At 72.5% G+C, this 23,741-nt stretch carries 23 protein-coding genes; 15 read left to right on the top strand and 8 right to left on the bottom strand.

What is annotated here, in order from left to right; translation table 11 throughout:
- Window positions 1-39 precede the first annotated feature (39 nt).
- The gene (gene argG, locus AB0424_RS10045; protein ID WP_366303715.1) at window positions 40-1,485 is read right to left on the bottom strand and encodes an argininosuccinate synthase; all 1,446 of its coding nucleotides are present in this window, start codon (window positions 1,483-1,485) and stop codon (window positions 40-42) included.
- Window positions 1,486-1,779: 294 nt separating this feature from the next.
- On the opposite strand from argG, the gene rox reads away from it, so the two are divergent.
- The 6 genes from rox to AB0424_RS10015 all read left to right on the top strand — a co-directional run bounded on the left by rox (window position 1,780) and on the right by AB0424_RS10015 (window position 8,376).
- Window positions 1,780-3,222, top strand: coding sequence for a rifampin monooxygenase (gene rox / locus AB0424_RS10040; RefSeq protein WP_366303713.1), 1,443 nt, complete (start codon window positions 1,780-1,782; stop codon window positions 3,220-3,222).
- A 219-nt stretch (window positions 3,223-3,441) separates the two neighbouring features.
- Entirely contained in the window at window positions 3,442-4,470 is a 1,029-nt protein-coding gene (gene argC / locus AB0424_RS10035; protein WP_366303711.1) for an N-acetyl-gamma-glutamyl-phosphate reductase, read from the top strand.
- A 91-nt stretch (window positions 4,471-4,561) separates the two neighbouring features.
- Window positions 4,562-5,728 (top strand): bifunctional glutamate N-acetyltransferase/amino-acid acetyltransferase ArgJ, encoded by a 1,167-nt coding sequence (argJ, locus tag AB0424_RS10030; protein ID WP_366303709.1) that lies wholly within the window; start codon window positions 4,562-4,564, stop codon window positions 5,726-5,728.
- Window positions 5,725-6,630: an acetylglutamate kinase gene (gene argB / locus AB0424_RS10025; protein ID WP_366303707.1), complete on the top strand. Its 906-nt coding sequence runs from the start codon at window positions 5,725-5,727 to the stop codon at window positions 6,628-6,630. The genes argJ and argB overlap by 4 nt, the downstream gene beginning before the upstream one ends.
- Entirely contained in the window at window positions 6,627-7,838 is a 1,212-nt protein-coding gene (locus tag AB0424_RS10020; protein ID WP_366303705.1) for an acetylornithine transaminase, read from the top strand. The genes argB and AB0424_RS10020 overlap by 4 nt, the downstream gene beginning before the upstream one ends.
- A 7-nt stretch (window positions 7,839-7,845) precedes the next feature.
- Window positions 7,846-8,376, top strand: coding sequence for an arginine repressor (locus AB0424_RS10015; RefSeq protein WP_366303703.1), 531 nt, complete (start codon window positions 7,846-7,848; stop codon window positions 8,374-8,376).
- A 16-nt stretch (window positions 8,377-8,392) separates the two neighbouring features.
- On the opposite strand, the gene AB0424_RS10010 is transcribed toward AB0424_RS10015, so the two are convergent.
- The 3 genes from AB0424_RS10010 to AB0424_RS10000 form a co-directional block, all read right to left on the bottom strand.
- Window positions 8,393-9,091: a L,D-transpeptidase family protein gene (locus AB0424_RS10010; protein WP_366303701.1), complete on the bottom strand. Its 699-nt coding sequence runs from the start codon at window positions 9,089-9,091 to the stop codon at window positions 8,393-8,395.
- A 57-nt stretch (window positions 9,092-9,148) separates the two neighbouring features.
- Complete coding sequence (locus tag AB0424_RS10005) at window positions 9,149-9,748, bottom strand: pyridoxamine 5'-phosphate oxidase family protein (protein ID WP_366303699.1); 600 nt, start codon at window positions 9,746-9,748, stop codon at window positions 9,149-9,151.
- 62 nt (window positions 9,749-9,810) lie between these two features.
- On the bottom strand, window positions 9,811-11,751 hold the full coding sequence (locus AB0424_RS10000) for a hypothetical protein (protein WP_366303697.1): 1,941 nt from the start codon (window positions 11,749-11,751) through the stop codon (window positions 9,811-9,813).
- A gap of 143 nt (window positions 11,752-11,894) precedes the next feature.
- On the opposite strand from AB0424_RS10000, the gene argH reads away from it, so the two are divergent.
- Window positions 11,895-13,325 carry an argininosuccinate lyase gene (gene argH / locus AB0424_RS09995; protein ID WP_366303695.1) on the top strand — a complete coding sequence of 477 codons (1,431 nt, stop codon included), beginning with the start codon at window positions 11,895-11,897 and terminating at the stop codon, window positions 13,323-13,325.
- A 98-nt stretch (window positions 13,326-13,423) separates the two neighbouring features.
- Here argH and AB0424_RS09990 read toward each other — a convergent pair whose 3' ends face one another.
- Entirely contained in the window at window positions 13,424-14,017 is a 594-nt protein-coding gene (locus AB0424_RS09990) for a GNAT family N-acetyltransferase (RefSeq protein ID WP_366303694.1), read from the bottom strand.
- Between the two features lie 72 nt (window positions 14,018-14,089).
- Between AB0424_RS09990 and AB0424_RS09985 the strand changes: the two genes are divergently transcribed.
- Entirely contained in the window at window positions 14,090-14,641 is a 552-nt protein-coding gene (locus AB0424_RS09985; protein ID WP_366303692.1) for a helix-turn-helix domain-containing protein, read from the top strand.
- Complete coding sequence (locus AB0424_RS09980; protein ID WP_366303690.1) at window positions 14,638-16,182, top strand: MFS transporter; 1,545 nt, start codon at window positions 14,638-14,640, stop codon at window positions 16,180-16,182. The genes AB0424_RS09985 and AB0424_RS09980 overlap by 4 nt, the downstream gene beginning before the upstream one ends.
- Window positions 16,183-16,254: 72 nt before the next feature.
- Here AB0424_RS09980 and AB0424_RS09975 read toward each other — a convergent pair whose 3' ends face one another.
- Window positions 16,255-16,926: a lysophospholipid acyltransferase family protein gene (locus AB0424_RS09975; RefSeq protein ID WP_366303688.1), complete on the bottom strand. Its 672-nt coding sequence runs from the start codon at window positions 16,924-16,926 to the stop codon at window positions 16,255-16,257.
- A 245-nt stretch (window positions 16,927-17,171) separates the two neighbouring features.
- On the opposite strand from AB0424_RS09975, the gene AB0424_RS09970 reads away from it, so the two are divergent.
- The 3 genes from AB0424_RS09970 (at window position 17,172) to AB0424_RS09960 (ending at window position 19,612) form a co-directional block, all read left to right on the top strand.
- The gene (locus tag AB0424_RS09970; RefSeq protein ID WP_366303686.1) at window positions 17,172-18,353 is read left to right on the top strand and encodes a glycerophosphodiester phosphodiesterase; all 1,182 of its coding nucleotides are present in this window, start codon (window positions 17,172-17,174) and stop codon (window positions 18,351-18,353) included.
- Between the two features lie 107 nt (window positions 18,354-18,460).
- Window positions 18,461-19,081 carry a sigma-70 family RNA polymerase sigma factor gene (locus tag AB0424_RS09965; protein WP_366303684.1) on the top strand — a complete coding sequence of 207 codons (621 nt, stop codon included), beginning with the start codon at window positions 18,461-18,463 and terminating at the stop codon, window positions 19,079-19,081.
- A gap of 36 nt (window positions 19,082-19,117) precedes the next feature.
- Entirely contained in the window at window positions 19,118-19,612 is a 495-nt protein-coding gene (locus tag AB0424_RS09960; protein WP_366303682.1) for a GNAT family N-acetyltransferase, read from the top strand.
- A 1-nt stretch (window position 19,613) separates the two neighbouring features.
- On the opposite strand, the gene AB0424_RS09955 is transcribed toward AB0424_RS09960, so the two are convergent.
- Both AB0424_RS09955 and AB0424_RS09950 read right to left on the bottom strand, forming a co-directional pair.
- Window positions 19,614-20,048 (bottom strand): hypothetical protein, encoded by a 435-nt coding sequence (locus AB0424_RS09955; protein WP_366303680.1) that lies wholly within the window; start codon window positions 20,046-20,048, stop codon window positions 19,614-19,616.
- Window positions 20,049-20,050: 2 nt separating this feature from the next.
- Window positions 20,051-20,413 (bottom strand): hypothetical protein, encoded by a 363-nt coding sequence (locus tag AB0424_RS09950; protein ID WP_366303678.1) that lies wholly within the window; start codon window positions 20,411-20,413, stop codon window positions 20,051-20,053.
- 526 nt (window positions 20,414-20,939) lie between these two features.
- Here AB0424_RS09950 and AB0424_RS09945 point away from each other — a divergent pair.
- From AB0424_RS09945 to AB0424_RS09935, 3 genes are all read left to right on the top strand, one after another.
- Complete coding sequence (locus tag AB0424_RS09945; RefSeq protein ID WP_366303676.1) at window positions 20,940-22,040, top strand: ATP-binding cassette domain-containing protein; 1,101 nt, start codon at window positions 20,940-20,942, stop codon at window positions 22,038-22,040.
- Window positions 22,037-22,705: a methionine ABC transporter permease gene (locus tag AB0424_RS09940; protein WP_366303674.1), complete on the top strand. Its 669-nt coding sequence runs from the start codon at window positions 22,037-22,039 to the stop codon at window positions 22,703-22,705. Before AB0424_RS09945 ends, AB0424_RS09940 begins: the two co-directional genes overlap by 4 nt.
- Before the next feature lie 94 nt (window positions 22,706-22,799).
- A complete protein-coding gene (locus tag AB0424_RS09935) occupies window positions 22,800-23,654 on the top strand; it encodes a MetQ/NlpA family ABC transporter substrate-binding protein (protein ID WP_366303672.1) in 855 nt (284 codons plus the stop codon).
- The last annotated feature ends 87 nt before the right edge of the window (window positions 23,655-23,741 follow it).

The raw sequence follows: 23,741 nt of genomic DNA, 5'->3' as shown, positions 1-23,741 counted from the left end.
GGGCGTCGGGCCGGCCCTTTCGGGTGCCGGGTGTGGCGGTCAGTCCGTGCCGAACTCCATCGCGGCGCGGTCCAGCATCTCGTCGTCGTCGGAGACCTCGCCGCGGGAGGCGATGGCCTCGGCGCCGCCCTCGGGAAGGGTGCCGATCAGCCCGGTGGCGGCCGCCTGGGCGGCGCCGATGGAGGGGCTGCCGGTGCCGATGAGGCCGAGGCCGGCGTACTGCTCCAGCTTGGCGCGCGAGTCGGCGATGTCGAGGTTCCGCATGGTGAGCTGGCCGATCCGGTCGACCGGGCCGAACGCGGAGTCCTCGGTGCGCTCCATGGACAGCTTGTCCGGGTGGTAGCTGAACGCCGGTCCGGTGGTGTCGAGGATCGAGTAGTCCTCGCCGCGCCGCAGCCGCAGGGTGACCTCGCCGGTGACGGCGGCGCCGACCCAGCGCTGGAGGGACTCGCGGACCATGAGGGCCTGCGGGTCGAGCCACCGGCCCTCGTACATGAGGCGGCCGAGGCGCCGGCCCTCGTTGTGGTACTGGGCGAGGGTGTCCTCGTTGTGGATGGCGTTGACGAGCCGCTCGTAGGCGGCGTGCAGCAGCGCCATGCCGGGGGCCTCGTAGATGCCCCGGCTCTTGGCCTCGATGATCCGGTTCTCGATCTGGTCCGACATGCCCATGCCGTGACGGCCGCCGATGGCGTTCGCCTCCATGACCAGGTCGACGGGGGAGTGGAACTCCTTGCCGTTGATCGTCACCGGGCGGCCCTGCTCGAAGCCGATGGTGACGTCCTCGGTGGCGATCTCGACCGACGGGTCCCAGAACTTGACGCCCATGATCGGGTCGACCGTCTCGACACCCGTGTCCAGGTGCTCCAGGGTCTTCGCCTCGTGGGTGGCGCCCCAGATGTTGGCGTCGGTGGAGTACGCCTTCTCCGTGCTGTCCCGGTAGGGCAGCTGGTGGGCGAGCAGCCACTCCGACATCTCCTTGCGGCCGCCGAGCTCGGTCACGAAGTCCGCGTCCAGCCAGGGCTTGTAGATCCGCAGGTGGGGGTTGGCGAGCAGGCCGTAGCGGTAGAACCGCTCGATGTCGTTGCCCTTGAAGGTCGAGCCGTCGCCCCAGATCTGGACGTCGTCCTCGAGCATCGCCCGGACCAGCAGGGTGCCGGTCACGGCGCGGCCGAGCGGGGTGGTGTTGAAGTAGGCGCGGCCGCCCGAGCGGATGTGGAACGCCCCGCAGGTCAGTGCGGCAAGGCCCTCCTCGACCAGCGCCGCGCGGCAGTCGACCAGGCGCGCGATCTCGGCGCCGTAGGTCTTCGCGCGGCCGGGCACCGAGGCGATGTCGGGCTCGTCGTACTGGCCGATGTCGGCGGTGTAGGTGCACGGGATGGCGCCCTTGTCGCGCATCCAAGCGACCGCGACCGAGGTGTCGAGGCCGCCGGAGAAGGCGATGCCGACGCGCTCGCCGGCGGGCAGGGAGGTGAGGACCTTGGACATAGGAAGAGTATGCATCAATCCGCATGGTCATGCAACGCCGAGCCTGCGAGGCCGCCGGTGGGCCGGTGCTCGCCCGGAGCCGGGCAAAAGAAAAGGCAAGGAGGTCTCGCACTCCTTGCCACTCTCAAGATATAGCGCACAGGGGGCCTTGCGGCAAGGCCCCCGTACTGCCCCAGAATGGACGGCCGAGGCCGCCGACCTGCACAAACGCGGGATCCGGGCGGGTGCCCCACGGCGCACGCCCGACCGGCCTCCCGGCCTGCGCGACAGACGACGAACGGGGTGCGACGAGTGATGGTGGACGTGATCGTGGTGGGCGGCGGACCGACCGGCCTGATGCTGGCCGGCGAACTGCGGCTGGCCGATGTGTCGGTGGTCGTCCTGGAGAGGCTGGCGGAGCGGACCGAACAGTCCCGCGGCCAGGGCCTGCACGCGCGCAGCGTCGAGATCATGGACCAGCGCGGCCTGCTCGACCGCTTCCTGGCGGTCAGCGAGAAGTTCCGGGTCGGCGGTCTCTACGGTGGTGTCGCGAAGCCGTGGCCGGAGGGGCTGGACACGGCCCACGACTACGGCCTCGCCACCCCGCAACCCGTCACCGAGAGGCTGCTCAACGAGTACGCCCTGGAGGTCGGGGCCGACGTCCGGCGCGGCCGGGAGGTGGTCGGGCTGGCGCAGGACGGGGACGGGGTCACCGTCGAGCTCGCCGACGGCACGTCGCTGCGCTCGCGCTATGTCGTCGGGTGCGACGGCGGGCGCAGCGCGGTGCGGAAGCTGATCGGGGTCGGATTCCCCGGAGAGCCCGCCAGGGTCGAGACGCTGCTGGGCGAGATCGAGGTGACGGCGGACGCCGAGACGGTCGCCGCCGTCGTCGCGGAGGTCCGCAAGACCCAGCTGCGGTTCGGGCTCGCGCCGATCGGCGACGGGGTGTACCGGGTCGTCGCGCCCGCCGACGGAGTCGCCGAGGACCGGACCGCGCCGCCCACCCTGGAGGAGTTCCGGCAGCAGCTGCGGGCCGTCGCGGGCACCGACTTCGGCGCGCACTCGCCGCGCTGGCTCTCCCGGTTCGGCGACGCCACCCGACAGGCCGAGCGCTACCGCGTCGGCCGGGTCCTCCTGGCCGGCGACGCGGCGCACATCCACCCGCCCACCGGCGGACAGGGTCTCAACCTGGGCGTCCAGGACGCCTTCAACCTCGGCTGGAAGCTCGCCGCCGAGGTGAAGGGCCGGGCCCCCGAGGGCCTCCTCGACAGCTACCACGCCGAACGCCACCCGGTGGGCGCGGCCGTCCTGGACAACACCCGGGCGCAGATCACGCTCCTCGGCACCGACCCGGGCGCCGCCGCCCTGCGCGGGCTGTTCACCCGGCTGATGGACTTCGAGGAGGTCAACCGCTACGTCACCGGGCTCATCACCGCCGTGGACGTCCGCTACGACCTCGGCGAGGGGCACGACCTCCTCGGCCGCCGCCTGCGCGACCTCGACCTGAAGGAAGGCCGTCTCTACGAGCTGCTCCGCCGCGGCCGCGGCCTCCTGCTCGACCGGACCGGCGGCCTCTCCGTCGAGGGGTGGGCGGACCGGGTCGACCGCGTCGCCCTGGGCGAGGAGGACGCGGCCGACGTGATCCTCGACGTCCCCGCCCTCCTCCTCCGCCCCGACGGTCACGTCGCCTGGGTCGGCGACGACGGGCGGGAGCTCGCCGACCACCTCTCCCGGTGGTTCGGCGCCGCCGGGCACTGAGTACGGCCCCGGCCGCGCTCCTTCCGCCGGAGGTCCGCGACGACGACCTCCGCCCGACCGGCGACGGCTCCCCGCCCGACCGACGACGGCCCCCGCCCCACCGGCGGGGGCCGTCCCCGTTCCGCGGGACGACCGACCGCGCGTCGAGGTTGGCCGAATTGTCGTTGCATAAAACTGCGGGCCTGCGTATAGTCATGCCATCCATGAGGAGGGCTTTCGATGACGGTACGAGTAGCAGTGGCAGGGGCCAGCGGATACGCGGGCGGAGAGCTCCTGCGCCTTCTGCTGGGACACCCGGACGTCGAGATCGGCACCCTGACCGGCCACTCGAACGCCGGGCAGCGGCTCGGCGGACTCCAGCCGCACCTGCTCCCGCTCGCCGACCGCGTGCTCGCGCCGACCACGGCCGAGGAGCTCGCGGGGCACGACGTCGTCTTCCTCGCGCTGCCGCACGGGCAGTCCGCGGCGGTGGCCGAACAACTCGGCCCCGACGTCCTCGTGGTCGACATGGGCGCGGACTTCCGGCTGGTGGACCCGGCCGACTGGGAGACGTACTACGGCTCCCCGCACGCCGGCACCTGGCCCTACGGCCTCCCGGAACTGCCCGGCGCCCGCGCCGCCCTGAAGGGCTCCAAGCGCGTCGCCGTGCCCGGCTGCTACCCCACCGCCGTCTCGCTGGCGCTCTTCCCGGCGTACGCGCACGGCCTCGCCGAGCCGGAGGCCGTGATCGTCGCCGCCTCCGGCACCTCCGGAGCGGGCAAGGCCGCCAAGCCCCACCTGCTCGGCAGCGAGGTCATGGGCAACATGTCGCCGTACGGCGTCGGCGGCGGCCACCGCCACACCCCCGAGATGATCCAGAACCTGAGCGGACCGGCGGGGGAGCGGGTCACCGTCTCCTTCACGCCCACCCTGGCCCCGATGCCCCGCGGCATCCTCGCCACCTGCACGGCCGCGGCCAAGCCCGGCGTCACCGCCGAGAGCGTCCGGGCCGCGTACGAGAAGGCATACGCGGACGAGCCCTTCGTCCACCTGCTGCCCGAGGGGCAGTGGCCGGCGACGGCGTCCGTCTACGGTTCCAACGCCGTTCAGGTACAGGTCACGTACGACGCGGCCGCGAACCGGATCATCGCCATCAGCGCCATCGACAACCTGACCAAGGGCACGGCCGGCGGCGCGGTGCAGAGCATGAACATCGCCCTCGGCCTCCCCGAGAGCACCGGACTTTCCACGATCGGAGTCGCTCCGTGAGCGACGCACGCGCAGCCGCCACCGGTCTGCGGACGACGACCAAGCCCGCAGCCCTGCGCTGCGCGGGCGGAGAAGCGAACGGAGAAGCACAGTGAGCGTCACCGCTGCGAAGGGATTCACGGCGGCGGGCATCGCCGCCGGAATCAAGCAGAACGGCAACCCGGACCTGGCCCTCGTGGTCAACACCGGGCCCCGCCGCGCCGCCGCGGGAGTCTTCACCTCCAACCGCGTCAAGGCCGCACCCGTCATCTGGTCCCAGCAGGTCCTCGCCGACGGCGAACTGACCGCGGTCGTCCTCAACTCCGGCGGTGCCAACGCCTGCACCGGCCCCCAGGGCTTCCAGGACACCCACGCCACCGCGGAGAAGACGGCCGAGGTCCTGAGCAAGCAGGGCACCGACGTCGGCGCGGGCGAGATCGCCGTCGCCTCCACCGGCCTCATCGGCGTCCTGCTCCCCATGGACAAGCTGCTCCCCGGCGTCGAGAAGGCCGCGGCCGAACTCTCCGAGCACGGCGGCGAGAAGGCCGCCATCGCCATCAAGACCACCGACACCGTCCACAAGACGGCCGTCGTCACGCGCGACGGCTGGACCGTCGGCGGCATGGCCAAGGGCGCGGGCATGCTCGCCCCCGGCCTCGCCACCATGCTCGTCGTCCTCACCACGGACGCCGACGTCGACGCGGCGGGCCTCGACAGCGCCCTGCGGGGCGCCACCCGCGTCACCTTCGACCGGGTCGACTCCGACGGCTGCATGTCCACCAACGACACCGTCCTCCTCCTGGCCTCCGGCGCCTCCGGCACCACGCCCGCGCAGGACGCGTTCACCGAGGCCGTACGGGCCGTCTGCGACGACCTCGCCCGGCAGCTCATCGGCGACGCCGAGGGCGCCAGCAAGGACATCCGCATCGAGGTGGTCAACGCGGCGACCGAGGACGACGCCGTCGAGGTGGGCCGCTCCATCGCCCGCAACAACCTCCTCAAGTGCGCCATCCACGGCGAGGACCCCAACTGGGGCCGCGTCCTCTCGGCCATCGGCACCACGGGGGCGGCCTTCGAGCCCGACCGGCTCAACGTCGCCATCAACGGCGTCTGGGTCTGCAGGAACGGCTCCGTCGGCGAGGACCGCGAGCTGGTCGACATGCGCTACCGGGAGGTCACCGTCACCGCCGACCTGGCCGCCGGTACCGAGTCCGCCGTCATCTGGGCGAACGACCTCACCGCCGACTACGTCCACGAGAACAGCGCCTACTCGTCATGACCAACACCGCGCGGAAGCACACCGCCCTCCCGAAGGCCCAGATCCTCATCGAGGCACTGCCCTGGCTCACGCGGCACCACGGCAAGACGGTCGTCATCAAGTTCGGCGGCAACGCCATGATCGACGACGACCTCAAGGCCGCCTTCGCCCAGGACGTCGTCTTCCTGCGCCACGCCGGCCTCAAGCCGGTCGTGGTGCACGGCGGCGGCCCCCAGATCAGCGCCGCCCTCGACCGGCACGGCATCGTCAGCGAGTTCAAGGCCGGTCTGCGGGTCACCACCGAGGACGCCATGGACGTCGTGCGGATGGTCCTCGCCGGCCAGGTCCAGCGCGAACTCGTCGGCCTGCTCAACCAGCACGGCCCGCTCGCCGTCGGACTCACCGGCGAGGACGCCCACACCATCACCGCCGTCAAGCACCAGCCGCTCATCGGCGGCGAGCGCGTCGACATCGGCCGGGTCGGCGAGATCACCGCCATCGACACCGGCGCCATCCAAGCCCTCCTGGAAGACGGCCGGATCCCGGTCATCTCCTCCATCGCCCGTTCCGAGGACGACGGACATGTCTACAACGTCAATGCTGATACGGCGGCTGCGGCACTCGCTGCGGCGCTGGGCGCCGAGACCCTGATGGTCCTGACCGACGTCGAGGGCCTCTACGAGGACTGGCCCCACAGCGACGAGGTCATCAGCCGGCTCACCGCGAGCCAGCTGGAGAAGCTCCTGCCCGAGCTCTCCAGCGGCATGGTCCCCAAGATGGAGGGCTGCCTGCACGCCGTACGGAACGGCGTCACCACCGCCCGCGTCATCGACGGGCGGGTCCAGCACTCGATCCTGCTGGAGATCTTCACCGACGAGGGCATCGGCACGATGGTCGTGCCGGACGATCTGGGGGGGAAATGAGCGCCGACCACGACGGCAACACGGAGCTGACCCTGCGGTGGCAGGGCTCGCTCATGAACAACTACGGCACCCCCCGGCTGCCCCTCGTCCGCGGTGAGGGCGCCAAGGTCTGGGACGCCGACGGCAAGGAGTACCTGGACTTCGTCGGCGGCATCGCCGTCAACGCCCTCGGCCACGCCCACCCGGCGGTCGTCGAGGCCGTCACGGCGCAGATCGGGACCCTCGGCCACGTCTCCAACCTCTTCGTCGCCGAGCCGCCCGTCGCCCTCGCCGAGCGGCTCCTCGCCCTCTTCGGCCGGCCCGGGAAGGTCTTCTTCTGCAACTCGGGAGCCGAGGCCGTCGAAGGCGCCTTCAAGATCGGCCGGCTCACGGGCCGCTCCCACATGGTCGCCACCCGGGGCGGCTTCCACGGCCGGACCATGGGCTCCCTGGCGCTCACCGGCCAGCCCGCCAAGCAGACGCCGTTCCTGCCGCTGCCCGGCGACGTCACCCACGTCCCCTACGGCGACGTCGAGGCGCTGCGCGCCGCGGTCACCGAGGACACCGCCCTCGTGATCATCGAGCCGATCCAGGGCGAGAACGGCGTCGTCGTGCCGCCCGCCGGATACCTCAGGGCGGCCCGCGAGATCACCCGCGCCACCGGCACCCTCCTCGTCCTCGACGAGGTCCAGACCGGCATCGGCCGCTGCGGCCACTGGTTCGAGTACCAGGCCCACGAGGGCGTCGAGCCGGACGTCGTGACCCTCGCCAAGGGCCTCGGCGGCGGCCTGCCGATCGGCGCGACCGTCGCCTTCGGCGAGGCGGCGGAGCTCTTCGGACCCGGCCACCACGGCACCACGTTCGGCGGGAACCCGGTCGCCTGCGCCGCCGGCCTCGCCGTTCTGGACACCCTCGGAGCCGACGCGGCGCTCGATCACGTGAAGTCCGTCGGCGAGCGGCTGAGGCAGGGAATCGAGGGTCTGGGCCACCCGCTGGTCTCCCACGTCCGTGGTGCGGGCCTTCTGCTGGGTATCGTGCTCACGGAGTCCCTCGCACCCCAGGTGCAGCAGGCGGCTCAGGACGCCGGCCTCCTGGTGAACGCGCCCGCCCCCGATGTCGTACGGATCATGCCTTCGCTGCTCCTCACCGACGCCGAGGCGGACGTCTTCCTCCAGGCCCTGCCCGGAGTCCTCGACGTGGCGAACGCGCAAGGACGAAGCGGAGAATGAGACGACGATGACCGACGCGCAGGAGAACGAGCACGGAGGGCCGTCCGTTCCGCAGACCCGTACCGCACGCCACCGCAGGATCGTCGACATCCTCAACCGGCAGCCGGTGCGGTCGCAGAGCCAGCTCGCCAAGCTCCTCGCGGACGACGGGCTGAGCGTCACCCAGGCGACGCTCTCCCGCGACCTCGACGAGCTGGGCGCGGTGAAGATCCGCAACACCGGCGGCGAGCTGATCTACGCGGTGCCCAGCGAGGGCGGCTTCCGCACCCCGCAGGCCCCCCTCGGCGAGTCCGCCAAGGAGGAGCGCATGCGGCGGCTCTCCGGCGAACTGCTGATCTCCGCCGAGGCGTCGGCCAACCTGGTGGTGCTGCGGACCCCGCCCGGCGCGGCCCAGTTCCTCGCGTCGGCCATCGACCAGGCCGAACTGCACGCCATCCTCGGCACGATCGCGGGTGACGACACCCTCCTGCTCATCAGCCGCGATCCGTCGGGCGGCCAGGCGCTCGCCGACCACCTGCTGAAGCTGGCGCAGAGGTAGCCCGGCCGACCCCGGCTCAGTACCGTGTGATCGCCGTCGGCCCGCCCCGCGTGCCGACGGCGATGTGCGGGCGGCGCTCGGGGTTCGCCCAGGCCAGCACCGCGCGCATCGCGTCGGCCGGCACCGAGACGCAGCCGGCGGTCGCCCCGGCCCCGTCGACGTGCAGGAAGATGCCGGCCCCGCGCCCGCGGACCGGCCGGTCGTAGTTGAAACCGATGACGAGCGCGTGCGCGTACGGGGTGCCGTACGCGGAGAGATGCTCGGCCTCGGTCGCCCGGCAGTCCGGGGGCAGCCCCTCGGTCCAGCGGTTGTACGCGCGCGAGGCGTTGTCCTGGCACCACCAGGACCGCTCGGTGATCCGGGCGTACGGGAAACGCGTCCCGGCCGGCCGGGGGCTCGCACCGAAGGCGTACGGCAGGCGGTAGAGCCCGGTGGGGGTCGTGTTCGTGCCCTGCCGGCGGTCCGCCCCCTCGGCCAGTCCGTTGGCCCCGAACCGGGCGGGAGCGGACCCCGCCTCCACCCACCGCCCGCCCCGCCGGTCCCACCAGGTCACCCGCCCCGTGGTGGCGTCGGGGCCCGCGGCCACCGCGGTGATCAGCTGCGAGCCGCCGCCGGTGTCCGCCATCCGCGCGGGCAGGGACACGGGCGCGGGGGCCGGAGCGGGCGCGACGGCGAGCGACAGCAGTGCGGCGCCGAGCGCGAGAAGGATACGCATGGCCGCGACGCTAGGCGCCCGGGCCCGCGGCCGCGCGCGCTGAGGGGCCGTCCGGCGCTACCGGGCGGGCTGCGGCGGCAGCGGCAGGGGGAGCCCCGGCAGCCCGTCGAGGCTGGTCCCGATGTGGTCCTTGCGCTCGCAGTACGCGTTGAACTCCTCGTCCGTCTTGCGGTTGAAGTACTCGGAGTGCAGCGACCTGTCCTCCCGGTACTCCATCAGCGGGACGGCGTACCCGCAGGCGTCGCTCACCCGCCGCGCGTGCACGACGACGATCGCCCGGGCACTGCCCTGGCCCTCCACGGCCTCGGCCGGGAACCGCGCGAACAGCTCGCCCCAGCGCGGGTCGTCCCGCAGCACCGCCTCCCCGCGCCCGTGCACCCGCACGACCGTCGGAGGGCCCTCGAAGGCGGTCCACATGAGCGTGATCCGGCCGTTTCCGGGCTCCCGCAGGTGCGCGATCGTCTCGGCGCCGCTGCCCCCGAAGTCCACATAGGCGACGGTCAGTTCGTCGAGCACGACGAGGGTGCCCCGACGTCCCTTCGGAGAGAGGTTGACGTGTCCCTCCCCGGAGAGCGGGGCGGTCGCCGTGAAGAACACCGGCTGCGCCTCGATGAAGGCCCGCAGCCGTCCGTCGATCCGTTCGTATGTCTTACCCATGGACCTGATTCTTTCGGACGGGCGGCCCGCGGGGGAGAGTGTCTCGGCCTGCGGTCCCTCGCTCAGCGCCCCCTCGTCGCCCGGTTCCGCCGCCGTATCTCGTCCTGCCAGCCGGGAATCCCGGAGGCGTGGCGTTCGACGAGTCGCCGGACCTCGTCCCCGTACGGGGCGCCGACCTCTTCCTCCAGTCGGCGCAGCAGCCGGACGGTCTCGCCCCGCGCCGTCCACCGCAGGGTGGCGTCGGGGTCGTCGGCCAGCCGCAGCGCGGCGAGGAGCCTCGCTCCGTCGTCGTGCATCAGGGCGAGACCGGCGGCGCGCTGGGCCCGCGGCCGGTCGGGTGCGGCCAGATCGAGAAGGAAGGGGAGCGGGAGCTCGGACCTGTTCCACCGCACCGCGCCCCTCGCCACACGTGTCACGCTCGGCGCGGGGTCCTCCAGGAAGGGCGCGATCTCCCGCTGCGCGAGTCCGTGCCGGGTCGACAGGAGGTCCAGGGCCGTCGCCCGTACGTCCTCGTGCGCGGCGGTGAGGAGCGCGCGCAGGGCCTCCGGCTGATGCCGTACGGCCCTGAGCACGGTCTTGCGCACGGTCCGGTCCGGGTCGTCGGCGAAGGCCACCGGCCCGTCGCCGGGCAGTGCGCCCAGCATCCGCAGCGCGGCGAGCGCCCGGGCGCGTACCGGCCCCAGGACGTGCAGGGTCAACGCGTGGAAGAGCGGAACGTCCTCGGGGTCCCTTCGCCCGGCGAGCCCGGTGACCGCCGCCGGGGTGACGGCCGCCGGATCGAGGCACAGGGCGCGGTACGCCGCGTACGGATCGCCTCCCGCCGCCCGCAGCTCCCGAAGGGCCAGGGCGCGCACAGGGGCGTGCGAGTCCGTCAGGTGCCGGGCCAGTTCGCCGCCCCGCCCGGCGGTCCGCAGCCGTTCCACGGCCGCGGACCGGACGGCGGCGTCGCGCGCGGTGGCCAGCGTGTCGAGGAAGGGGCTCGGGTCGTGCACGGCCAGCAGGGCGGCGAGGGCCGTACGCCGGGTGATCCGCCCGTGGTGGGAGACGGCCAGCCGCACCAGGTCCGCGGGGCCGAGGAGGTCCTCGTCGAGGGCGGTGGCGAGGACCGTGCGTGCGAGGACGGGGTCCCTGCGGAGCCCCATGAGGGCGTGGAACCGGCCGAGGACGTCCTCGCGGGCCGTTTCGTCCGCCTCCACGGCCTGTCGGCTGAGTCGTACCGCCGTGCGCGCCGCCTCCACGGCGACGCTCACGTCGGTCTCCCGCTCGGCTGCCGCGTAGGCCCCGGCGGCGTCCAGCAGGCCCGCCGAGGCGGCGGCCCGCACACCGGCCCGGCGGCATGCGAACGCGCGGCTCGCCAGCAGCTCGGCCACGGCCTCCGCCACCACCTCGCCCTTCCGGCCCGTCCGGTCGAGGACCGCCTCCCGCGCCCAGCTCCCGTGCCGGCGCAGGTCAAGGAGCAGGGCGAGCGGCACCAGGGCCCGTGCGGCGTCGTCCGCCGCGGCGCCGGAGCCGGAGAGCGCTCCGTCGAGGACCGCGCGCGCGAGCTCCCGTACCGTCGCGTCCGTGTCGGCGCACCGGATGAGGACGAGCGGCAGCGTGGCGGCGGGCAGCGCGCCGTCCTCGGCGAGGCGGAGCGCGGCCGCGCGCAGCCGGGGGTCGGCGTGGCAGAGGGCCAGCGCGATCTCCGACCCGGTGGGCGGCTGCGACCAGCCGGCGACTCCGCCCGGTCCGCCGGCCGGTCCGGTCTCGTGCCAGTGCGGGGCCGTCGTCCAGTCCGCGAGTTCCCGGGAGTCGAACCAGTGGAAGCCGACCCGGAAGCGGCCCGTCGACCAGCGCGGGCCCGGCCGCCACGTATGGACGGAGACGCCTTGGTCGAGCCTCGTCCAGTCCTCGGCGCGGCCCCGTCCCACGGCCGTGGCGACACCCTTTCCGTGGAGCAGTCGTTCTGCGGGGGAGCGGTGCTGGGTGGGAAGCAGGGGCGGCAGTGGCTCGGGCGGCGTCATGCGCGGACTGTAATGCCGCCCCACGCCTCCCCTCCGTGAATATTCCGGCGGCGGGCGGAGCGGGCCCGCGCGAATTGACGAATCATGCGGAGTTCTGCATACTCATGCATATCGATGGTCGCGAAGACTGAGGAGCAGCAGCTGTGAGCAGCAACAACGGTGACGTCCGGCTCTGGGGCGGCCGGTTCGCCGACGGCCCCGCCGAGGCCCTCGCGAAGCTGTCCGCGTCGGTCCACTTCGACTGGCGTCTCGCGCCGTACGACATCGCCGGTTCCCGTGCCCACGCGCGTGTGCTGCACAAGGCGGGCCTGCTCACCGAGGACGAGCTGACCCGCATGCTCGCCGGGCTCGACCTCCTGGAGGCGGACGTCGCCGACGGGTCCTTCGTCGGGACCATCGCCGACGAGGACGTCCACACCGCCCTGGAGCGGGGCCTCCTGGAGCGCCTCGGCCCGGACCTCGGCGGCAAGCTGCGCGCCGGCCGCTCCCGCAACGACCAGGTCGCCACCCTCTTCCGGATGTACCTGCGGGACCACGCCCGGATCATCGGCGGCCTCGTCGCCGAGCTCCAGGACGCCCTGGTCGGCCTCGCCGAGGCGCACGCGGACGTCGCCATGCCCGGCCGTACGCACCTCCAGCACGCCCAGCCCGTGCTCTTCGCCCACCATGTCCTCGCCCACGTCCAGTCCCTCTCCCGGGACGCGGAGCGGCTGCGGCAGTGGGACACCCGGACGGCGGTCTCCCCGTACGGCTCCGGCGCCCTCGCGGGCTCGTCGCTGGGTCTCGACCCGGAGGCGGTCGCCAAGGACCTCGGCTTCGAGCGGGGTTCGGCCGGCAACTCGATCGACGGCACGGCCTCCCGCGACTTCGTCGCCGAGTTCGCCTTCATCACGGCGATGATCGGCATCAACCTGTCGCGGATCGCGGAGGAGATCATCATCTGGAACACGAAGGAGTTCTCCTTCGTGACCCTGCACGACGCCTTCTCCACCGGCTCGTCGATCATGCCGCAGAAGAAGAACCCGGACATCGCCGAGCTGGCCCGGGGCAAGTCCGGCCGCCTCATCGGCAACCTGTCGGGCCTGCTGGCCACCCTCAAGGCCCTTCCCCTCGCGTACAACCGCGACCTCCAGGAGGACAAGGAGCCGGTCTTCGACTCCTGCGACCAGCTGGAGGTCCTGCTGCCCGCCTTCACCGGCATGATGGCCACCCTCACGGTCAACCGGGAGCGCATGGAGGAGCTGGCCCCCGCCGGCTTCTCGCTCGCGACGGACATCGCGGAGTGGCTGGTCAAGCAGGGCGTCCCGTTCCGGGTGGCGCACGAGGTCGCCGGCGAGTGCGTCAAGGTCGCCGAGTCCGAGGACAAGGAGCTCGACGAGCTGACGGACGAGCAGTTCGCCAAGATCTCCGAGCACCTCACCCCCGAGGTCCGGTCCGTGCTCAACGTCCCCGGCGCCCTCGCCTCGCGCAACGGCCGCGGCGGCACCGCCCCGTCCGCCGTCGCGACCCAGCTCGTCGAGGTCAAGGCGGACCTGGTCATCCAGCACGCCTGGGCCACCGCCAAGCAGAAGTAGCCCCTGTACGGAGCCCCGTACGCCGCCGAGCCGCCGCCCCCTCCGGGCGGCGGCTCGGCGCGTTCCGGCCCCGCTGCCGCGGGCGTTCGCGGGCGCGGTCAGGAGTCCGGGCGGCCCGGTCGTCCCCGGTCGCCCGCGTGCCGGACGTGCAGGTGGCCGTCGCGGGGGTAGGCGGGCGGCGCCGCCGGGAGGACGCGGTCGAGGGCGTAACCGCTCTTCGACGCGACGCGGCACGACGCCGGGTTGTCGACCTGGTGCAGCAGGTCGAGCCGCTCCAGGCCGTCGCCCCCGAAGGCGGCGAAGGCCCACGCGGTGAGCACCTCCAGTGCGCGCGGGGCGACGCCCTTCCCGCGCGCGTGCGCCGCGGTCCAGTACCCCACCTCGGCCGCCCGGCCGCCGCCGGCGACTTCCTTGAGGACCGCGTTTCCCACCAGGGTCCCCTCCTGCGCGCCGGGCCCCTCCTCCAGGACCGCGAAGGCGAAGCGCTCGCCGGTGGTCCAGCCCCGCCGCTGGGCCTCCAGCCATCGAGCCCCCTCGTCCTCGTCGTCCACCCGGTGGCTCGTCCAGTGGCGCAGGACGGGGTCCTGGCACGCCTCGATGAGGGAAGGGATGTCCTCGGCGCACCAGGGGCGGAGGACGAGGGCGGGGAGGGCGGGGGTCGCGGCGGCCCGCAGGGTGACGGTGGAGTCCATCGGCCGAGCATAAGACGTCGGGCCTCTCACCAGAGTGAGACATCAACGTCTCATTTGATGTATGGTTGTCTCATGGCAGTCGATCGCAACCATGTGCTCCGCAGCGCCGCAGCCCTTCTCTCCCGCAAGGCCACCGCCACCATGGACGAGGTCGCCCGCGCGGCGGGGATCGGCCGGGCCACGCTGCACCGCCAGTTCGCCGGGCGGTACGCACTGGTGCGAGCGCTCGAAGCGCTCGGGATCGAGGAGCTGGAGCAGGCGCTCGACCGGGCCCGGCTCGACGAGGGACCCGAGGACGCGGCCGTCCGGCGACTCATCGCCGAGGTCGAGCCCGTCGCCCCGCTGCTGTCGTTCCTGGTCACCGAGAACCAGCTGTTCGAAGGTGACGAGCAGAACGAGGGCTGGGCCCGCCTCGACGCCCGGATCGCGGGCCTCTTCCGGCGCGGCCAGGAGAACGGCGTCTTCCGGATCGACCTGACCCCCGCCTGGCTGTCCGAGGCCCTCTACGGGCTGATCGGATCCGGCGCCTGGGCCGTCCAGGACGGCCGGGTCGCCGCCAACGACTTTCAGTACATGATCGCCGAGCTGCTGCTCGGCGGAGCGCGCAGGAGCGTGGAGAAGTGAGTACCGGCACCCTCGACACCAAGAGCCATATCGAGGGCGTGCGCCGCCCCGGTCGGTGGCTCGCCCTTTCCGTTCTCGTCCTGGCGGTCCTCCTCGTGGCCGTCGACGCCACGGTGCTCGGGCTCGCCACCCCGTTCCTCACCGAGGACCTGCAGCCCTCCGGCACGCAGCTCCTCTGGATCGGTGACGTCTACTCGTTCGTCATCGCCGGACTCCTGGTCTCCATGGGCAGCCTCGGCGACCGCATCGGCCGCAAGAAGCTGCTGCTGATCGGTGCCACGGCCTTCGGCGCCGTCTCGGTCCTGAACGCCTACGCGACCAGCCCCGAGATGATGATCGTGGCCCGCGCGCTGCTCGGCGTCGCCGGCGCGACCCTGATGCCCGCCACCCTGGCGCTCATCCGGAACCTCTTCCACGACCCGCGCGAGCGCAGCCTCGCCATCGGCGTCTGGGGCGCCATGGCCTCGGCCGGCGCCGCCGTCGGACCGGTCGTCGGCGGGTTCCTCCTGGAGCACTTCTGGTGGGGCTCGGTCTTCCTCATCAACCTGCCCGTCATGGCCGTCCTCGTCCTGGTCGGCATCAAGCTGATCCCCGAGTCGAAGAACCCGAACCCGGGCCCCTGGGACGTCCCCAGCGTCGGTCTGGCGCTGGTCGGCATGATCGGCGTCGTCTACGCCGTCAAGGAGCTGGCCTCGCACGGCCTGACGCCGGACTCCGGTGTCGCCGCGCTCGTCGGTGTCGCCGCGCTGGCCGGATTCGTCCGCCGGCAGCTGACCCTGCCCGTGCCGCTCCTGGACATGCGCCTCTTCCGCCACCGCGGGTTCTCCGGCGCCGTCCTCGCCGACCTGCTGACCATCCTCGGCCTCTCCGGCCTGGTGTTCTTCCTGTCCCAGTTCTTCCAGCTGGTGCAGGGCCGTCAGCCCCTGGAGGCCGGTCTGGCCGAGCTGCCGGCCGCGATCGGCGCGGTGACGGCCGGCCTGGTCGCCGGTGTCGCTGCCCGCCGCTTCTCGGTCCGGTCCGTGGTGGCCGGCGGTCTCGCGGCCGTCGGACTCTCCCTCGCCGTCCTGACCACGCTCGACCAGCACACCGGCTACCCGCTGCTCGGCGCGAGCCTGCTCGTCGTCGGCGTGGGCGCGGGCTTCTCGTTCACCGTCACCGCCGACGTGATCCTGTCCAGCGTCCCCAAGGAGCAGGCCGGTTCGGCCTCCGCCGTCTCCGAGACCGCGTACGAACTGGGCGCCGCCCTCGGCATCGCCGTCCTCGGCTCGATCGTGACCGGCGTCTACCAGGGCTTCGCCACCCCGGCAGGGGTCCCCTCCGGCGTGGCGTCGGCCGCCCACGAGTCGCTCGGCGGCGCGGTCGAGGCGTCCGCCGGCCTCGCCCCCGCCACGGCGACGGCTCTGGTGACGGCCGCCCAGGAGGCGTTCGTCGACGGCCTGCGGATCGCGGCCGGTGTCGGCGCCGCGGTCCTCCTCGCGACGGCGGTCGCGGCCTGGTTCCTGCTGAGGGGCCAGAAGCTGGAGGGCGGCGTCGCGCACTGACGCACCCTGGCCCACGTGAAGGCGCCCCGTACGGCCACGGCCGTACGGGGCGCCTTCACGTGGATGCGAGAGCTAGGCGGCCTTCGCCTTGGTGGCGTACATGTCGACGTACTCCTGGCCGGACAGACGCATCACCTCGGACATCACCGAGTCCGTCACCGCCCGCAGCACGTAGCGGTCGCGGTCCATGCCGTCGTACCGGGAGAACTCCATCGCCTCGCCGAAGCGGACCGTCACCCGGCCCGGACGCGGCAGGCCCGAGCCGCCCGGCTGGATCTTGTCGGTGCCGATCATCGCGAACGGCACCACCGGGGCGCCCGTCATCAGGGTGAGCCGCGCGATGCCGGTGCGGCCCCGGTAGAGCCGGCCGTCGGGGGAGCGGGTGCCCTCCGGGTAGATGGCGAACGCCTTGCCCTCGTCGAGCACCCGGCGGCCCGTCATCAGCGCCGCCACACCGCCGCGGCCGCCGTCCCGGTCCACCGGGATCATGCCGACGCCGGTGAAGAACCAGGCCATCAGCCGGCCCTTGAGGCCCTTGCCCGTCACGTACTCGTCCTTGCCGATGAAGTAGACCGGGCGGTCCGTGCAGATCGGCATGATCATGGAGTCGATGAAGGTCAGGTGGTTGCCGGCCAGGATCACCGGGCCCGTGCCGGGGATGTTCTCGGCGCCCTCCACGCGGGGCCGGAACATCAGCCGCAGGAGCGGTCCGAGCACTGCCTTGATGAGCGCGAGACGGGACAACGGTTCCTCCGGTGTGACGCGGGTCTGTCGAGCGAGTCGGTCGTGCGCGTCAGTCGAGCCGACGGTGCAGCTGGCGACGATACTCGCGGGTCACCGTAGCCCGCACATCGGGTTCACCCACTGGATACGCAGTGTTGACGTGTGTTTCCGCCATGTTCGGCCGAGGTCTGCCGCCCGTAGGGCGTTCTTGCCTAGCGTCGGAACCCCCGATGACAGGTACGGGACATCACACACGAGGAGCCTTCATGACACAGGGTGCGCACCCGACCCCGGCACGGCGGACGGTACTCGGCGCGGCCGGCGCCGCGGCGGTACTGGGGGCCTCGACCGTCCTGCCCGCCGGCACCGCCCACGCCGACGAGGCACGCGGCGCCGCCGGCCGGGGCGCGGGCCACGGGCACGGCTACCGCTCCCTGCCCGTCCCCACCGTCATCGCCCACCGCGGCGCCAGCGGCTACCGCCCGGAGCACACCCTCGGCTCCTACCGGCACGCCCTCGACCTCGGCGCCCACGTCATCGAGCAGGACCTCGTCCCCACCAAGGACGGGCACCTGGTCTGCCGCCACGAGAACGACATCACCGGCACCACCGACGTCGCCGACCACCCCGGGTTCGCGTCCCGCAGGACGACCAAGAGCGTCGACGGCGTCGCGCTCACCGGCTGGTTCACCGAGGACTTCACGCTCGCCGAGCTGAAGACCCTGCGGGCCAAGGAGCGCATCCCCGGCACCCGCCAGGAGAACACCCTCTACGACGGCCGCTGGACGATCCCCACCTTCGAGGAGGTCCTGCGCTGGGCCGAGGACGAGGGCCGCCGCCGGGGCCGCGAGATCTGGCTCCACGTCGAGACCAAGCACCCCACGTACTTCCGCTCCCTCGGCCTCGGCCTGGAGGAGCGGCTCGCCAGGCTCCTGCGCCGCTACGGACGCCACCGCGCGAACTCCCCGGTCTTCCTGCAGTCCTTCGAGCCCGGCAGCATCCAGCGCCTGGCGAAGCTGGTGGACTCCCCGCGCGTCGTCCTGCTCTCCGGCGCCGGCAGCCGCCCCTGGGACTTCGTCCAGGCCGGCGACCCCCGCACGGTCGCCGACCTGGTCACGCCCGCCGGGCTGCGCTGGATCTCCTCCTACGCGCAGGGCATCGGCCCCACCCTCGACCTGGTGATCCCGAAGGACGCGAGCGGCCGGCTCGGCACCCCGACCACCCTGGTCCGGGACGCCCACGCCGAGGGGCTGATCCTCCACCCCTACACCCACCGCAACGAGAACACCTTCCTGCCCGCCGAGTTCCGCCGCGGCACCGACCCCAACGCCTACGGCGACTCCTTCGGAGCCCTGAAGCGCTACCTGGAGACGGGCATCGACGGCATCTTCTCCGACAACACGGACACGGCCCTGCTCGCCGCCGCGGACCTCACCGCCCGCGGCTGACCGCCGGGGGGCCGTGCGGGCCGGCCGCCGCGCCCGCACACCCCCCTCCCGGGTGGTTTACGCCCCGTACCGCAACCGCGGCCGCGCACCCCCGCATCGTGCCGGACATGACCACCCCCACCGCCTCCGCGCCCACCGCCCTCCGGCCCCCCACCGGACGCGCGCCCCTGCCCGGCGCCGCCGACACCCGCGCCGACACCGCCCCCGGCCTCCTCGCCGCCCTCGCGCCGCTGCTCGCCGCCGAGTCGGACGCCGAGGCGCCGGCCGCCGGGATCGAACCGGGCGACCTGGAACAGGCCGTCTGGCTGCGCCTCCTGGAACGGCTCCGCGAGACGGGCGCTCCCGAGCGGCCCGCCGAATGGCTCCGCAGGGCCGTCCGCGCGGAGGCGCGCCGCGCCCGCCGGACCACCGACCGGGAGCGCCCCTACCCCGGAGAGCCGGCCCAGGAGACCGGCGGCGGCGAGCTCCGGGGCTCCCCGGAACACTCCCTGATGGCCGCCGAGGGCCGCCGTACCCTGCGCGCCGCCGTCACCCGGACACCCGGCCGCTGCCCGCGGGTGCTCGCGGCGATGCTCGACCCCCAGGACCCCACCTACCGAGAAATCGCAGGAGAGTTGGGTATCTCACAGGGAAGTCTGGGGCCGATGCGTTCCCGTTGCCTGGGATGCCTGCGCAGAATGCTCGCGGCAGAGGTTCCCGCCCCGGGTCGACGGGGAAGGGTGCGGTAAACCGATGATCGACAGATGAGCGGGAGGCGTGCACACATGGGCCTGAGTGTGACCATCTCAGCAGCGGAAGAGCGGGACGCGGAGCACATCCTGAAGCTGCAGTACCTCTGCTACCAGAGTGAGGCGGAGCTCTACGGGGACTGGTCCATCGAGCCCCTCACCCAGTCGCTCGACGCGCTGCGCGCCGAACTCGACGAGGGGCACGGCCTCGTGGCGCGGCTCGGCGACGAGGTCGTCGCCTCCGTGCGGGCCCGCCTCGACGAGGACGGCACGGTGCGGATCGCCAAGCTGATCGTCCACCCGCGCATGCAGCGCCACGGACTCGGCGGCCGCCTCCTCGACGGCATCGAGCGGCACTTCGCCTCTGCCGCCGAGCAGCTCCCCGTACCCCCGGCCAAGCGCTTCCGGCTCTTCACCGGCCACCGCAGCGAGGGCAACCTGCGGCTCTACCGCAGCAAGGGGTACGAACAGGTCTCCACCCGCGAACTCGGCCCCCGGATCACCCTGGTGACCCTGGAGAAGGCCGCCTGACTCAGGCCGCAGCCACCGCGCGCGACCTCCGCAGCCACCAGATGCCGGTCAGCGGCAGCAGGACCGGGATGAAGAGGTAGCCGTAGCCGTAGTCCGACCAGACCGTCGCGTCCGGGAAGGCGGACGGCTCGACCAGCGTCCACGTCCCCACCACCAGCACGCCCGTGAGCTCGGCGGCGCAGCACACCAGCGCCGCCCTGCGGGCCGTCTCCCCGCCGCGCACCAGCGTGTACGTGATGAACGCGTAGACCACGGCCGCCACCGCCGACAGGGCGTACGCCAGCGGTGCCCGGTCGAACTCGGTCGCGATCTGGTAGATCGAGCGGGAGACCGCGCCGACCGACATCACGCCGTACAGCCAGACGAGCAGGATGCCCGGGCCCGAGACGAGCCGGTTCCTCGTGCCCCGCGCGTCCTTCTCCTGTGTCGCGGTCATGGTCAGCCCACCGTCCAGATGTCGTAGAGACGCACTTCGAGCACGGCCAGCACGACCGCGCCCGCCGCCACCGTCGCCGAACCCCAGCGGCTCCGCTCCGCGAGCGACATGAAGCCGGCGATGGGCACCGCGCACAGCGCGCCGAGCAGATAGGCGACGAAGATCGTCGTCCCCTCCTCCGCCTTCTCGCCGCGCGCCAGCTGCACGATGCCGACGACCAGCTGGACCAGGACGAGGAACGTCACGACGGCCATGCCGATGAAGTGCCAGTCCTTGGTGGACTGGTCCCGGAAGGCGGCGAAGCCGCACCAGGCGGCGAGGGCGAGCGCGGCCACGGAGACCGCGACCGTCAGGGCGTCAAGCATGCGCCCGAGGGTATTACGGCCCGAAGGGCCCGATGCGCCCGCCCCCCGGCCCGGGGGAGAGGGCCGGGCGGAGCGTGGCCTTGGCCACAACGGGCGCCCGCCCCGGGGCCCGCGACACCCTCCCCGCCCCCGCTCCGGCCGCCCCGTCCCCGCAGGCGGCGCACGGGAACGAGGGGTCCGCGCCGGTCGGAGCCGTGTCCGCATGGCGTCTCAACAGCGTCCGCTATTCGGACACGCCCCTGGTGTTCGCAGCTGCGCATGTTTTACTTGCAGACATGACCACGACGAGCAGCCGCACCCTTGCGACCGAGGCGACCACGACGCCCGGTGCTCGTTGTATGTGTCGAATGTGCGCCTTCTGAGGGCCCCCGCCTGAGTTTCGCGCCCCGAAGCGAGACCCGACGGCCGTGCCGATCCACCCGCCTTCCGGCGGTGGACCGTGCCCGTCCCGCGCACCCGCCGCCTCCCCGGCCACCCGCCGGACCGGCCTTCCGTGCGCCTGACTGTCCGAAATGACGAATGCCCCGTGCCCGGCGGACCCCGCGCCGCGCACTCGACAGTGACGGAAACCCCTGTGATCACCACTTCGGGCCTGACCAAGGTCTACGAGTCGCGCGGCCGACAGGTCACCGCTCTGGACGGCGTCGACCTCCACGTCCGCGAGGGCGAGGTGTTCGGCGTGATCGGCCAGAGCGGCGCCGGCAAGTCCTCGCTCATCCGCTGCGTCAACCTCCTGGAGCGCCCCACCTCCGGCACCGTGACCGTCGACGGAGTCGACCTCACCGCCCTCGCCGGCAAGGGCCGCCGCGCGGGCAAGGACCTGCGCCGGGCACGCAGCAGCATCGGCATGGTCTTCCAGCACTTCAACCTGCTGTCCTCCCGCACGGTCAAGGACAACATCGAACTCCCCCTGGAGATCCTCGGCGTCCCCGGCGCCGAGCGCTCCCGCCGGGCCCTCGAACTCCTCGACCTCGTCGGCCTCGCCGACAAGGCCAAGTCCTACCCGGGCCAGCTCTCCGGCGGCCAGAAGCAGCGCGTCGGCATCGCCCGCGCCCTCGCCGGCGAGCCCAAGGTCCTCCTCTCCGACGAGGCCACCAGTGCCCTCGACCCGGAGACCACCCGCTCCATCCTCCAGCTGCTGCGCGACCTCAACCGGCAGCTGGGCCTCACCGTCCTGCTCATCACGCACGAGATGGACGTCGTCAAGACCATCTGCGACTCCGCCGCGCTCATGCAGCACGGCCGGATCGTCGAGTCCGGCACCGTCGGCGAACTGCTCGCCACCCCCGGCTCCCAGCTGGCCGCCGAGCTCTTCCCGGTCGGCGGCGCCGCCACCGGCCCCGACCGGACCGTCGTCGACGTCACCTTCCACGGCGAGGCCGCCACCCAGCCGGTCATCTCCCAGCTCTCCCGCACCTACAACATCGACATCTCGATCCTCGGGGCGGCGATGGACACGGTCGGCGGCAGGCAGATCGGCCGGATGCGGATCGAACTGCCCGGGCGGTACGAGGACAACGTCGTCCCGGTCGGCTTCCTGCGCGAGCAGGGCCTCCAGGTGGAGATCGTCGAGGACGCGCCGGACACCGCCGCCGCGCCCGTACTGGTGAAGGAAGGTGCCAAGTGACCTGGTCCGAGATGCAGCCGCTGCTGGAGCAGGGCACCGTCGACACCCTCTACATGGTCCTGTGGGCCACCGTCGTCACCGTGCTCGGCGGCCTGCCGCTCGGCATCCTCCTCGTCCTCACGGACAAGGGCGGACTGCTGCAGAACCGGCCGGTGAACAAGGTCGTCGGTGCGATCGTGAACGTCGGGCGTTCGCTGCCCTTCATCATCCTGCTCATCGCCCTGATCCCCTTCACCACCTTCGTCGTCGGCACCTTCATCGGCCCGACCGCGATGATCGTGCCGCTCGCCATCGGCGCCATCCCCTTCTTCGCGCGCCTCGTCGAGACCGCCGTCCGCGAGGTCGACCACGGGCTCGTCGAGGCCGTCCAGGCCATGGGCGGAGGCATCCCCACCATCGTCCGCAAGGTGCTGCTCCCGCAGGCCCTGCCCTCGCTGATCTCGGGCGTCACCACCACCGTGATCGTCCTCATCGGCTACTCGGCGATGGCCGGCGCGGTCGGCGGCGAGGGCCTCGGCTCCAAGGCCGTCACCTACGGATACCAGCGCTTCGACACCACCTTCATGCTGGTCACCGTCGTCGTCCTGGTCCTCATCGTGACCGTCGTCCAGCTCATCGGCGACGGAGTCGTCCGACTCCTCGCCCGCCGGGGCCGCACGGCCTGAGCCGTCCCGCCCCGCCCACCGACTTCGTCCTTCGAAGAACAGCCCGGACTTGTTGTCCAGGCGTCCACCGCACCACCTGAAAGAGGCACTCTTCGTGCGTAAGAACATCAAGCTCACCGCCGGCTTCGCCACCACCGCAGCGCTCGCCCTGGGCCTCACCGCCTGCGGCACCTCCTCGGACCCGTCCTCCGCCAAGGACGCGGCCGGCTCCGCCGACAAGCCCCTCGTCGTCGCCGCGTCCCCGACGCCGCACGCCGACATCCTCAACTTCGTCAAGGACAACCTGGCCGCGAAGGCCGGCCTGAAGCTGGAGGTGAAGGAGTTCACGGACTACGTCCTGCCGAACACCGCCACCCAGTCCGGCCAGGTCGACGCCAACTTCTTCCAGCACAAGCCGTACCTCGACGACTTCAACCAGAAGAACAAGACCACCATCGTCCCCGTGGTCAACGTCCACCTGGAGCCGCTGGGCCTGTACTCCAAGAGCCTCAAGTCGGTGAAGGACATCAAGCCCGGCCAGACCATCGCCGTCCCCAACGACACCACCAACGGCGGCCGCGCGCTCCAGCTGCTCGCGGAGAACGGCCTGATCACCATCAAGCCGGGCGTCGGCACCAACGCCAAGCTCTCCGACATCACCGACAAGAAGGGCCTGGAGTTCAAGGAGCTGGAGGCCGCCACCGTGCCCCGCGCCCTGAACGACGTGGACGCCGCCGTCATCAACGGCAACTACGCCATCGAGGCCAAGCTGGAGCCGGCGAAGGACGCCCTCGTCCTGGAGAAGGCGGACGGCAACCCGTACGCCAACTTCCTCGCCGTCAAGGAGGGCAACGAGAAGGACGCCCGCGTGCAGAAGCTCGCCGAGCTCCTCAACTCGCCCGAGGTGAAGAAGTACATCGAGGACACCTACAAGGGCTCGGTCATCCCGGCCTTCGGCGCCGTCAAGTAACACCCGGCGTCCGAGGGACCGTCAGACCGGTTCCCCCGTACAGTCCTTGTGCGAAGGCCCCCGCATCCCGTCCGGTGCGCGGGGCCT

Origin of the sequence: Streptomyces sp. NPDC051180 (genome assembly GCF_040689545.1) — a bacterium.
GTDB lineage: Bacteria > Actinomycetota > Actinomycetes > Streptomycetales > Streptomycetaceae > Streptomyces.
Note: the sequence above shows the minus strand (reverse complement) of the source record. Positions and strands in the feature narration are given on the sequence as shown.